An 11,357-nucleotide genomic window follows, 5' to 3' on the forward strand; every position below is an offset into this window, starting at 1 on the left:
CCAAGATCGGCGCCGACGTGATCACCGCGCCCCCCGCCGTAATCAAGGGCCTGTTCAAGCATGTCCTGACCGAAAAGGGCATCGAGGGCTTCCTTGCGGACTGGGCCAAGACCGGGCAGACAATCGGTTGATAAACTCTCGACGGATGAAGACAGACCTTGGCTGACGAAAGCCCCCTCGACCAGTTCCGCTCCGTGCTCGCCGGCACCGCCCGCGCGGTCGCTGATGTGCCCGAGCTCGAAGTCGCCTGGACCGCCGATGCGCCGAGCCAGACGGGGACGAACCTGCGCCTGCCGATGCCGGGCCGCGCACTGCCTGCGGCGCAAGTGGCCGAGGCGCGCGGGTTTGCCGATGGCATGGCGCTAAAGCTCAGGCTGCACAACGAAGCGCTGCATGGCCGCAGCGCGCCGGTCGAGCCGCTTGCGCGCGCCTGCTACGATGCGGTCGAGCAGGTCCGCTACGAAGCGCTGGGTTCGGACGGCTACGCCGGCATCCGCGGCAACCTCGATGCCGCGACGACCATGCGCATTGCCTCCGATCCGATTGCGCGGGCGATCCGGCCCGAGGACGTGCCGCTGCCCACCGCACTTGCCATGCTGCTGCGCGAAAAGCTGACCGGCCAACCGGTGCCCGCCGCTGCAGAAGTCGGCACGGCGATGGTGCGCAGCTGGATCGAGGCGCGCGCCGGGGCCGATCTCGAAGGCCTCGCCGACCTTATGGGCGACCAGAAGGCGTTCCAGAGCCTCGCGCTCGAAATGCTTGGCCACCTCGACCTCACCAAGTCGCCCGACGACGCGGACGATGGCGGCGACGAGGACGAAGGCGAACAGGCGGACGACCAGGCTGAAGACCAGCCCGACGCCTCCGACGACGGCGCCGAACAGCAGCCGAGCGAAGTCGCCGGTGACACCACCGAGGGTGACGAAGAGGGCGAGGAGCAGGAGCAGACGGAAGCCTCGGACGAGGACGCCGATGCCGACATGGCCGACGAGGGCGACGAGGGCATGTTGCCCACGCGCCCCAACCGGCCGTGGACCGATCTGCCGGAAAGCTGGGAATACAAGGCCTACACCACCCAGTTCGACGAAGTCGTCTCCGCCACCGAGCTCTGCGACGAAGAGGAGCTGACCCGCCTGCGCGCCTATCTCGATGCGCAGTTGAAGGGGCTTCAGGGCATTGTGACGCGGCTGGCCAACCGGCTCCAGCGCCGCCTGATGGCGCAGCAGAACCGCTCGTGGGATTTCGACCAGGAGGAAGGCCTGCTCGATGCCGCGCGGCTCGCCCGTGTCGTCATCTCGCCCGGCCATTCGCTCTCCTACAAGATCGAGCGCGATGTCGAGTTCAAGGATACCGTTGTCACGCTGCTGATCGACAATTCAGGTTCGATGCGCGGGCGCCCCATCTCGATCGCGGCGATCAGCGCGGATATCATGGCGCGCACGCTGGAGCGCTGCGGTGTGAAAACTGAGGTGCTCGGTTTCACCACCCGCGCGTGGAAGGGCGGCCAATCGCGCGAGGCATGGCTTTCGGGTGGCAAACCCGCGCACCCGGGCCGCCTCAACGACCTGCGCCACATCGTCTACAAGAAGGCCGATGAGCCTTGGCGCCGCGCGCGCAAGAACCTTGGCCTGATGATGCGCGAGGGGCTGCTCAAGGAGAACATCGACGGCGAGGCGCTGCTCTGGGCGCACACCCGCCTGCTCGCGCGGCAGGAGGATCGCCGCATCCTCATGGTCATTTCGGACGGCGCGCCGGTCGACGATTCCACGCTCTCGGTCAACTCGGCGGGCTATCTTGAGCAGCATCTGCGCCGCGTGATCGACTGGATCGAGAAGCAATCCCCGGTCCAGCTCGTTGCCATCGGCATCGGCCATGACGTGACGCGTTATTATCGGCGCGCCGTCACCATCATGGATGTCGAGCAGCTTGGCGGCACGATGGTGGAGCAGCTGGCGGGCCTGTTCGAGGACGATTAACCGTATCTGGGCGGCTGCCTAATGCATGCTTTTATGCGGAAGGATTGAGTTCGTATGGCCTCGGAAAGTATGAGAAACTCCGCTTTTCTTTTAAATTCTTAGTGCCCAGTGTCCTTGACCTATCCCATTTACCGAACGAAATAGATTTCTCGTACCAGTAAATGATTCTGAGTCGCTGCTATTATTTTCTAATTCTCTTCTTATAACGGCCTCAGTTGATGGCGGGAGTGTTCTATTGCCTTCTCGACGAATTTTCCTGACCTCTTTGTAGATGTCGGAAAGTTCCGCGGAACCTCCAAGGTTTTCCAATGCATGAACGATATCTTCGCGCCACAGAATCTTCTGTGATGAGATATCACAGTCATCTGTGGGAGGCGCTATGCGATCTGTCGATTTCTTTGGGCGTTTTGAGCTTCCTACGCGAAGAATTCTGGAAAGGATCTGATCTTCATTGTCTTCACCGTCAATGCGTAGGGCCCAGATTTGGGCAAAAACCCCAACTGAAACGTCAATCGAGCGCATAGCTAGCTCTCCTCCATTAAGAACGTTCTGAATTTAATTGAACGTTCTGAAAAGTTCAAGAGGAGGTGTTCTGGATTTGGAGGGTGATTGACACCATCGCCTTAATCGGTCAGTTAAATCGGCATGACCCAGACAATGACCGTTGCCGAAGCCGTCCTCACGCGCCGTTCGATCCGCGCTTTTCAGGACAAGCCCGTTCCGCTCGATGTGCTGCGCCGGGTGATGGATACCGCCCGCTGGGCGCCTTCGGGCTGCAACTTCCAGCCGTGGGAAGCGACCATCGTCACCGGCGAACCGCTCAAGGAACTGCAGGCCAAGATGGCCGTGACGCCGCCGCAAAACCCGCGCGAGTACAGCTGGGACGATCCCGAAGTGATCCCCGAATGCAAGGCGCGCCTCCACGGCGTGGGCAAGGCGATGTACGCCGCGATGGGCATCGGCCGCGAGGACGTCGAGGCGCGCACCAAGTTCATGGGCGCCAATCTCGTCTCGTTCGGGGCGCCTGCCGTGCTGCTCTGCTATTTCGACCGCCGCATGGGCCCGCCGCAGTGGTCTGACGTAGGGATGTGGCTGCAGACGATCATGCTGCTGCTGCGCGGCGAGGGGCTCGATAGCTGCCCGCAGGAATTCCTCTCCGTCTACGCCAAGCTCATCAAGGATTTTCTCGGCGTTTCGGATGAAACCCACATCTTCTTCTGCGGCATCGCCATCGGCTACCGCGAGGCTGAGAACCCGGTGAACCATTTCGAACGCGAGCGCGAACCGGTCGACGGCAATGTGAAGTTCCTCGGCTTCTGATGAGGTTCAGTGCGCTGCGGCATAGGCAGCAGCGCACAGGGCCGCTAATCACCTGCATGAAGCAGGGGGTGAGCGATGCCTGATTCCAAGGGCACATCGGCGCAGGCGCTACGGCACAGCCTGTCTCAGGGGCTGCGCCAGCTTGGCTGGCAGCGGCTTGCCGTGGCGGCATTGCTGCTGGCGCTCGCGCTGTTCACCGCGCTGCGCAGCTGGGATCTGCCGCTGCTCAGCAATGCCGAGAACGCGCTCTATGATGTGCGCGCCGCCGGTTTCGCGCCGCGGGCTGACACCGACAAGCGCATCGTCCTTGTCGTCTACACCGACGATACCAACCGCAAGACCGGACAGATTTCTCCGGTAGACCGCACCGTGCTGGCCGAGGCGCTCGCGCAGATCGAGGGAATGGGCGCCAAGGGCATCGGCATCGATATCCTGCTCGACAGCGCGCAGGACGATGACCCGCTGCTGCAGGCCGCGCTGCGTGGCATGACGACGCCGGTCTATCTCGCTTTCGCAAGCAACCGCACCAATCCCGAGGCCATCACCTGGGAGCAGGAGCAGGACCTCAGGCGCTATCTCGCGGCGGTGCGTACTGAGACGACGAGGCCTGCGAGCATTCTCCTTGTCACCGATAACGATGGCGCCGCCCGCCGCTGGCCGCGCCACTATGCGGGCCTGCCGCCGCTGCTGTCCGAAGCGCTGACGGCAGGGACACCCGATGCTGCGCCGCAGTTTTCCAGCTTCACCGGTCCGATCCGCTACCGCCTGCCGTCCGCGAAGGACCGCCCGGTCTTCGAGAAGATCCCGATCGACCTCCTGGCCGATCCGGCCACCGCACCGCTTGTCGCCGAAACGATCCGCGGCCGTTACGTTCTGATTGGCGGCGATTTTGCCGATTTCGACCAGTTCGACACGCCCTTTACGCGCACCGGCCTCTCCCCGGATCCGCGCGGCGGGCACTCGCGGATGATCGGGGTGGAAATTCATGCATCGATGCTGGCGCAGCTGCTCGACAAGGCTTTGCCCCGCAGCGTGCCGGGCTGGGCGCAGACGCTGGGCGCTGCCTTCGCCGTTCTGCTCGGCATGGCCACCGCAGCAGCCCGGGCGCGGCCGTGGCAGCTGGCGCTGGGCGTTGCGGCGCAGCTTCTCGCCTTTGCCGCGTTCCCGTTCCTTGTCGCCCGGGCGGGCTTCGATACGCTGGGCTTTCCCGCGGTCGGCTGGCCGGCCGGCTGGCTGATCGCCTATGTTGCCGTCAGCGCGGCGCTGCGCGCGATCAATGCGGCGCAGCGCGAGTTTGCCCAGGGCGCGCTCGGCAAATACCTGCCGCGCTCGGTCGCCAGCGAAATCCTGCGCAATCCCGAACGGCTGCGCCTCCACGGCGAAAAGCGCGAGATCTTCTGCCTGTTCAGCGATCTCGAGGGCTTCACCAAGCTGACCCATGCGGTCGAGCCGGAAATGATCGCGCGGCTGCTCAACGAGTATCTCGACAAGCTGTCGGCCGTCGTCCTCGAACACGGCGGCACGCTCGACAAGTTCGTCGGTGATGCTGTTGTAGCGTTCTGGGGCGCGCCGATTGCCTATCCGGACGACGGCGCGCGCGTGGTGAAAGCGGCCATCGCGATGTATCAGGCGGGCGAGGAATTCCGCCGCCAGGCCCCGGCCGGGGTTCCGCCCATCGGTCGCACCCGTGTCGGCGTTCACTTCGGCGAGGCGATTGTGGGGAATTTCGGCGGCGACGGGCGGATCCAGTACACCGCGCTTGGCGACGCGATGAATACGGCGGCGCGGCTCGAAAGCGCGAACAAGCCGCTCGATACGACGATCCTCGTCAGCCGTGAGGCGATGGAGCGCTGCGGTGCGGATTCGTCTGACGCTTACGGATTCCGCCCGATGGGAACGGTGAGCCTGCGCGGCCGGGCCACCCCGGTAGAGGTCTTCGAGCCGGTGCCGGGCGGCGCGCCCGAAACGCGCACGCTTGCCGAGGCGCTTGTCGCCGCGCATGCTGCGGGAGATCGCGCGGGTGTGCAGGCGCTCACAGCGCGAATCACGGCGGAAGGCCACAAGGATCCCGCGCTGGCCAATCTGGCGCGCCGCCTTGCGGAACTGGATGATGGAGAGAGTTATGTCCTTGGCTAGATGCACCCTCGCTGCTGCCGCGCTGATCGGCGCCAGCTTCGGCTGGAGCGTGACGGCCGGGGCGCAGGCGGTCGTGATCCGCTCGACCGGGCCTTCGGCGGCGGCCTATCCGATGGGGCGCAAGCTGCCTGCGGGCGCTGCCGTCACGCTCAAGGCGGGGGATCAAGTCACCGTGATCGACCAAGCCGGCTCGCGCGTGCTTTCGGGTCCAGGCGCGTTCCGCATCGACAGCGCGGTGAACCGCGATGCGGCCGGCGGCACCAACACCGCGCTTGCCGCGCTGGTCGCCCGCGGCGGCGCGCGCACGCGCACCGGAGCTGTGCGCGGCGATACCGAAGTGCCGACCGAAGCCGTGCGGCCTGACAACGTGTGGTACATCGACGTGAGCCGGGGCGGCACCGTCTGCGTCGCTGATCCGGCACAGGTCGTGCTCTGGCGGCCTAACCGGGCGGAAACCGGCAACGGCACGCTCTACGGCGCCGACAACACTCCCGCCGAAGTGACCTTCCGCGCCGGCAGCGCAATCAAGCTCTGGCCGGTGGCGACCATGCCGGTGGTTGATGGCCAGACCTACCGCTTCACGAGTCCCGTTGGGCAGACGGTGAAGATCACCACGCGGCTGCTGGGTGACGTGCCGGAAGACCCGGTCGCGGTCGCCGCGCTGCTGGCGGAAAAGGGCTGCACCGCGCAGATCGACGTGCTGGCGAGTGCGCCCGCAGCCCCGGCGGAATGACCGGTCGCGCTTGACCGGCAGGCGGGCGGGCTGGCAGAGCGCGGGGCATGGAACCTTCTGCCCCGCTGACCCTGTTCAACAGCCTGACCCGCCGCGCCGAGCCCTTCCAGCCGGTCCACGAAGGTGAGGCGCGCGTCTATACCTGCGGGCCGACGGTCTACAACTACCCCCACATCGGCAATATGCGCGCCTATGTCTTTGCCGACGTGCTGGGGCGCACGCTGAGCTTCAAGGGCTACAAGCTCACCCATGTCATCAACATCACCGATGTCGGCCACCTGACCGACGACGCGGACGATGGCGAGGACAAGATGGAGCGCATGGCAGCGGCCCAGAAGCAGTCGATCTGGGACGTGGCCGAGCACTACAAGCAGGCCTATTGGGCCGATGTGCACGCGCTCAATATCCGCCAGCCGGCGCAGTGGACGGTCGCGACCGACTATGTCGCGCAGATGATCGACTTCGCGAAGGGCATCGCGGCGAAGCACTGCTACGAACTCGATAGCGGCCTCTATTTCGACGTCTCGACGGTGGCCGACTACGGCCGCCTCGCCCGCGCACAGACCGATGAGGGGGAGGGCCGGATCGAGGTTGTCGAGGGCAAGCGCAACGCTGCCGACTTCGCGATCTGGCGCAAGACCCCGCCGGGCGAGACGCGCCAGATGGAATGGGACAGCCCCTGGGGCAAGGGAGCGCCGGGCTGGCACCTCGAATGCTCGGTCATGTCGGGCGCGGTGCTGGGTTTTCCGTTCGACATCCACACCGGCGGCATCGACCACCGCGAGATCCACCACCCCAACGAAATCGCGCAGAACCAGGCGCATTGCTGCACGAATGGCCTCGACGACGCGGCAAATTCGGGCGCCAAGGTGTGGATGCACAACAACTTCCTCGTCGAGCGCAGCGGCAAGATGTCGAAGTCGTCGGGCGAGTTCCTGCGGCTGCAACTGCTGATCGACAAGGGCTACCACCCGCTGGCGTATCGGCTGCTGTGCCTGCAGGCGCATTACCGCAGCGAACTGGAGTTCAGCTGGGAAGGGCTGGGGGCAGCGCTGACGCGGCTGAAGCGGATGCTCATCGCACTGGCGAAATCTGATCGCCCGGCAGGTGAGGGCGATATCTCCAAGCGCGAAGCGGATTTTCGACATCGCTTTGACCAAGCTATCTCTGATGACTTGAACACTCCGTTAGCTTTGACGGTGTTCGAAGAGGTCTTAAGCGCACCCGGTCTTGGTCCCGGTTGGAAAATGTCGATTGCCGAACATATGGAGTCCGTTCTTGGATTGAATGTCTTTAACCTCACTCGCGCCGACCTGCGCATCCGCCCCAAGTCCGCCACCATCACCGAAGCCGAAATCGAAGCGACCCTCGCCGCGCGCAAGGAAGCCCGCGCTGCCAAGGACTTCGCCCGCTCCGATGCGCTGCGCGATGAACTCGCAGGCCGCGGTGTCGAGGTCATGGACGGCGATCCGCTCGGCTGGGAGTGGAAGCTGGCGCCATGAAGCTCTGGCGCGTCACCCGCTCGGCCCACACTGCGCTTGATGGCGCAGGCGCGATCGAGCACGGTGCGCGCTATTCGCCTCCCGGCTTTCCGGTGGTGCATTTTGCATCGGATGCAGCGCTCGCGGTGCTGATCGCGCTCCGCTATCAGCCGGCCGATCCTGCAGATGCAGCAACGGATATGGTGCTGGGCTGGATCGAAGTCGATGCCGAGCCGGAGCGCGTGCCAGCAAACCTTGCCGAGCCCGCAGTTCGCAGCTGGGTCACCGAATGGCTCATGCAGCGCCGTAGTTTGGTCGCCGCCGTCACCTCGAAGGTCCTTCCGGAAGGTGATGTGCTGCTGTTCAATCCGCGCCATCCCGATGCAAGCCGTTTCGATGCGCTACGCACCCGTCCTTTCAGCTTTGCCGAATGCCTGCATCGCCCCCCGATGCAGGCCGTCTATGGAGCAAGCGCATGATCCTCGCTGCACTCGCACTGGCTGCTACCCCGGCGCCCACGCCCGAAGCGGCCATCGCTGCCATCTATGCGCCGTTCCGGCAGGCTGACATGCGTGATGCGGCGTGGGAGCGGGCGATCTTCACGCCGCGCCTCAAGGCGCTCATTGCGAAGTGGCGCGCCGTCACGCCCAGCGATGAAGTCGACGACCTTTCGGATTTCGATTGGCTCTGCCAGTGCCAGGATTGGGATGCAGGCGGCCTCCACGAGCGGATCATCGCCCGGCGCGTGCTGTTGCCCGCGCGGCGCGTGATCTCGGTGCAACTGGGGAAGGCGCCGGGCCGGCGCGAGACGCTTCGCTTCGTGCTCGAGCGCGTGGGCGGACGCTGGCTGGTCGATGACATTTTCGCGAGTGGCTTTCGCGGCGGCCTCCGCGCCAGTCTTTTCCGCACGACTGCGGCGGACATTGCACTGCGCAAACACCGATAAATCAAGAGGATCAGCCTGATGACCATTCTCGTGATGAACGCGCTCGCCGCGCCGCTGGTGCAGCCGCACTTGCCGGACTGGATCGAGCCGCGCTTCTTTCGCCACACCGCCGAGCTGATGGAGCTCGCGCCCGAGGCCGAGATCGGCTGGTTCGATCTGGAAGACACTGCACCGATGGCCGAGGCTATCCGGCGGGCGACCAAGCTCAAGTGGCTCACCAGCATCTACGCAGGCGTCGATGGGCTGCCGCTTGCGCTCATGGCCGAGCGCGGCGTGGTGATGACCAATGGCGCAGGCATCAATGCGATCACGATCGCGGAATATGTCGTCATGGGCATGCTCAATGTGGCCAAGGGCTACCGCGAGGTCGTGCGCGCGCAGGACCGGCACGAATGGCTGACCGATTCGCCCGGCAAGCTGGAGCTCGCCGATTCGAAAGCGCTGATCCTTGGCTATGGCGAAATCGGCCAGCGCGTTGACCGCGCGCTCCAGGGCTTCGGTGTCGCGGTGACGAAGGTGCGCCGTTCGCCCGGTGAAGGGACGCTCCTGCCCGATCAGTGGCGTGCGCGGCTGGGCGAGTTCGACTGGGTGATCCTTGCGGTGCCGGGCACGGCGGAAACCGAAGGCATGATCGGCGCGGCCGAGCTCGCGGCGATGAAGCCCTCCGCCGTGCTGGTCAATGTCGCGCGCGGCAGCGTGGTAGATCAGGATGCGCTGGCTGCAGCGCTCGCCGCGCAGAGGCTGGGCGGCGCGTTCCTCGATGTCACAAGCCCCGAGCCGCTGCCGGCAGACCATCCGCTGTGGTCAATGCCCAATGTCCACATCACGATGCACTTGTCAGGCCGGGCGCAGGGCAAGATGTTCAAACGCGCGGTCGAGCGCTTCCTCGGCAATCTCGATCGCTATCATCGCGGCGAGCCGCTCACGCACCAGGTCGATCTTGCGCTCGGATACTGACAAGCAGGGCGTGACTCGCGCGCGGGCCTTTGTTACCCCTTGGGGCAAGGGGGACGGCGGCACGCTGTAACCGCCCGGTGGTCGCGACCGTATTGGGAGAGGGAGACGCTCCGGCGTGCTCCCCAGGGGAGCGATCACATGAGCGAAGGTTCCGGAAAAAAAGCGTCTGACCTGTTTATCGAATGCCTTGAGGAAGAAGGCTGCGAATACATCTTCGGCGTGCCCGGGGAAGAGAACCTCGATTTCCTCGATTCGCTCTCGCGCTCAACCAAGATCAAGCTGGTGCTGACGCGGCACGAGCAGGGCGCGGGCTTCATGGCCGCGACTTATGGCCGCCATACCGGCAAAACCGGCGTGTGCATCGCGACGTTGGGGCCGGGCGCGACCAACTTCGTCACCGCCGCCGCCTATGCCACGCTGGGCGGCATGCCGATGCTGATGATCACCGGTCAGAAGCCGATCAAGAAATCGAAGCAGGGCCGCTTCCAGATCCTCGATGTCGTCTCGATGATGGGGCCGATCACCAAGTTCACCCACCAGATGGCAAGCTCGGACAATATCCCGAGCAGGGTGCGTGAGGCCTATCGTCTGGCCGAGGAGGAGAAACCGGGCGCGACTCACATCGAGCTGCCCGAGGATATTGCCGACGAGCATACCGATTCGCGGCCCCTCAAGCGCTCGATGGTCCGCCGCCCGAGCGCCGATCCCAAGTCGGTGCGTCAGGCGGTCAATGCGCTGGAGAACGCGAAGTCGCCGGTGCTGGTGATCGGCGCGGGTGCGAATCGCACGATGACCGGGCGGATGCTGCTCCAGTTCGTGGAGAAGACCGGCATTCCCTTCCTCACCACCCAGCTCGGAAAGGGCGTGATCGACGAGCGGCATCCCAAGTTCCTCGGCTGCGCTGCGCTCTCGGCCGGAGATTTTGTCCACCGCGCCATCGAAGACTCCGACTGCATTGTGAATATCGGCCACGATGTTATTGAAAAACCGCCGTTCTTCATGCGTGATGGCGGGCCGACGGTGATCCACGTCTCATCCAAGACCGCCGAAGTCGACCCGGTCTATTTCCCGCATATCGAGGTCATCGGCGATATCGCCAACGCGATCTGGCAGATGAAGGAGGACATCGTGCCCTCTGGCAGCTGGACCTGCGGCAAGATGCTCGAATACCGCGCCGCCGAAGTCGCGCACACGGCGCCGCTCGCGGCCGACGCGCGCTTCCCGATCTTCCCGCCGCACCTCGTGCAGCAGATCCGCGATGCCATGCCGGACGATGGGATCATCTGCCTCGACAATGGCGTCTACAAGATCTGGTTCGCGCGCGGTTACACCGCCTATCGTCCCAACACCGTGCTGCTCGATAACGCGCTCGCCACGATGGGGGCAGGGCTCCCCTCGGCGATGATGAGCGCGATGCTTTATCCCGAGCGCAAGGTCATGGCGATCTGCGGCGATGGCGGCTTCATGATGAACAGCCAGGAGATGGAAACCGCGGTGCGCCTCGGCCTCAATCTCACTGTGCTGATCCTCAACGACAGCAGCTACGGCATGATCCGCTGGAAGCAGGCCAACATGGGCTTTGAAGACTTTGGGCTGACCTATGGCAACCCGGACTTCGTGAAGTATGCCGAAAGCTACGGCGCGCACGGCCACCGCGTTGAAAGTTCGGCGCACCTCAAGGAACTTCTGGCGCATTGCCGCGATACGCCGGGGGTGCACCTGATCGATTGCCCGGTCGATTATTCGGAGAACGACCAGATCCTCAACAAGGATATCAAGGCGCTGTCCAAGGCGCTCTGAACGTTCCC

At 64.6% G+C, this 11,357-nt stretch carries 10 protein-coding genes and 1 pseudogene; 10 read left to right on the plus strand and 1 reads right to left on the minus strand.

The window, feature by feature from the left end; translation table 11 throughout:
• Together Q0082_RS08860 and cobT are read left to right on the plus strand one after the other, a co-directional pair.
• Positions 1 to 131: pseudogene (locus tag Q0082_RS08860) on the plus strand (fructose-6-phosphate aldolase); the annotation flags it as partial.
• A 27-nt stretch (positions 132 to 158) separates the two neighbouring features.
• Positions 159 to 1,976, plus strand: coding sequence for a cobaltochelatase subunit CobT (gene cobT / locus Q0082_RS08865; RefSeq protein WP_298191650.1), 1,818 nt, complete (start codon positions 159 to 161; stop codon positions 1,974 to 1,976).
• 90 nt (positions 1,977 to 2,066) lie between these two features.
• Here cobT and Q0082_RS08870 read toward each other — a convergent pair whose 3' ends face one another.
• A complete protein-coding gene (locus tag Q0082_RS08870) occupies positions 2,067 to 2,498 on the minus strand; it encodes a hypothetical protein (protein WP_298191652.1) in 432 nt (143 codons plus the stop codon).
• 123 nt (positions 2,499 to 2,621) lie between these two features.
• Here Q0082_RS08870 and Q0082_RS08875 point away from each other — a divergent pair, with 123 nt between their 5' ends.
• The 8 genes from Q0082_RS08875 to Q0082_RS08910 all read left to right on the plus strand — a co-directional run bounded on the left by Q0082_RS08875 (position 2,622) and on the right by Q0082_RS08910 (position 11,349).
• Complete coding sequence (locus tag Q0082_RS08875; RefSeq protein ID WP_298191654.1) at positions 2,622 to 3,296, plus strand: nitroreductase; 675 nt, start codon at positions 2,622 to 2,624, stop codon at positions 3,294 to 3,296.
• Positions 3,297 to 3,371: 75 nt separating this feature from the next.
• On the plus strand, positions 3,372 to 5,432 hold the full coding sequence (locus tag Q0082_RS08880; RefSeq protein WP_298191656.1) for an adenylate/guanylate cyclase domain-containing protein: 2,061 nt from the start codon (positions 3,372 to 3,374) through the stop codon (positions 5,430 to 5,432).
• Positions 5,425 to 6,165 (plus strand): hypothetical protein, encoded by a 741-nt coding sequence (locus Q0082_RS08885; RefSeq protein WP_298191658.1) that lies wholly within the window; start codon positions 5,425 to 5,427, stop codon positions 6,163 to 6,165. The genes Q0082_RS08880 and Q0082_RS08885 overlap by 8 nt, the downstream gene beginning before the upstream one ends.
• Before the next feature lie 47 nt (positions 6,166 to 6,212).
• On the plus strand, positions 6,213 to 7,667 hold the full coding sequence (cysS, locus tag Q0082_RS08890) for a cysteine--tRNA ligase (protein WP_298191659.1): 1,455 nt from the start codon (positions 6,213 to 6,215) through the stop codon (positions 7,665 to 7,667).
• Entirely contained in the window at positions 7,664 to 8,125 is a 462-nt protein-coding gene (locus Q0082_RS08895) for an RES domain-containing protein (RefSeq protein WP_298191661.1), read from the plus strand. The genes cysS and Q0082_RS08895 overlap by 4 nt, the downstream gene beginning before the upstream one ends.
• Positions 8,122 to 8,592 carry a DUF3828 domain-containing protein gene (locus Q0082_RS08900; protein ID WP_298191662.1) on the plus strand — a complete coding sequence of 157 codons (471 nt, stop codon included), beginning with the start codon at positions 8,122 to 8,124 and terminating at the stop codon, positions 8,590 to 8,592. The genes Q0082_RS08895 and Q0082_RS08900 overlap by 4 nt, the downstream gene beginning before the upstream one ends.
• 18 nt (positions 8,593 to 8,610) lie before the next feature.
• A complete protein-coding gene (locus Q0082_RS08905) occupies positions 8,611 to 9,549 on the plus strand; it encodes a D-2-hydroxyacid dehydrogenase (protein ID WP_298191664.1) in 939 nt (312 codons plus the stop codon).
• A 138-nt stretch (positions 9,550 to 9,687) separates the two neighbouring features.
• Entirely contained in the window at positions 9,688 to 11,349 is a 1,662-nt protein-coding gene (locus Q0082_RS08910; protein ID WP_298191666.1) for an acetolactate synthase large subunit, read from the plus strand.
• Positions 11,350 to 11,357: the final 8 nt, after the last annotated feature.

This window comes from Novosphingobium sp. (assembly GCF_027489515.1).
GTDB lineage: Bacteria > Pseudomonadota > Alphaproteobacteria > Sphingomonadales > Sphingomonadaceae > Novosphingobium.

Bases quoted from the DNA above. Each gene is read 5' to 3' on its own strand.
- Q0082_RS08870 (WP_298191652.1), bottom strand. From the start codon at position 2,498: ATGCGCTCGATTGACGTTTCAGTTGGGGTTTTTGCCCAAATCTGGGCC.
- Q0082_RS08875 (WP_298191654.1), top strand. From the start codon at position 2,622: ATGACCCAGACAATGACCGTTGCCGAAGCCGTCCTCACGCGCCGTTCG.
- Q0082_RS08880 (WP_298191656.1), top strand. From the start codon at position 3,372: ATGCCTGATTCCAAGGGCACATCGGCGCAGGCGCTACGGCACAGCCTG.
- cysS (WP_298191659.1), top strand. From the start codon at position 6,213: ATGGAACCTTCTGCCCCGCTGACCCTGTTCAACAGCCTGACCCGCCGC.
- Q0082_RS08895 (WP_298191661.1), top strand. From the start codon at position 7,664: ATGAAGCTCTGGCGCGTCACCCGCTCGGCCCACACTGCGCTTGATGGC.
- Q0082_RS08900 (WP_298191662.1), top strand. From the start codon at position 8,122: ATGATCCTCGCTGCACTCGCACTGGCTGCTACCCCGGCGCCCACGCCC.
- Q0082_RS08905 (WP_298191664.1), top strand. From the start codon at position 8,611: ATGACCATTCTCGTGATGAACGCGCTCGCCGCGCCGCTGGTGCAGCCG.
- Q0082_RS08910 (WP_298191666.1), top strand. From the start codon at position 9,688: ATGAGCGAAGGTTCCGGAAAAAAAGCGTCTGACCTGTTTATCGAATGC.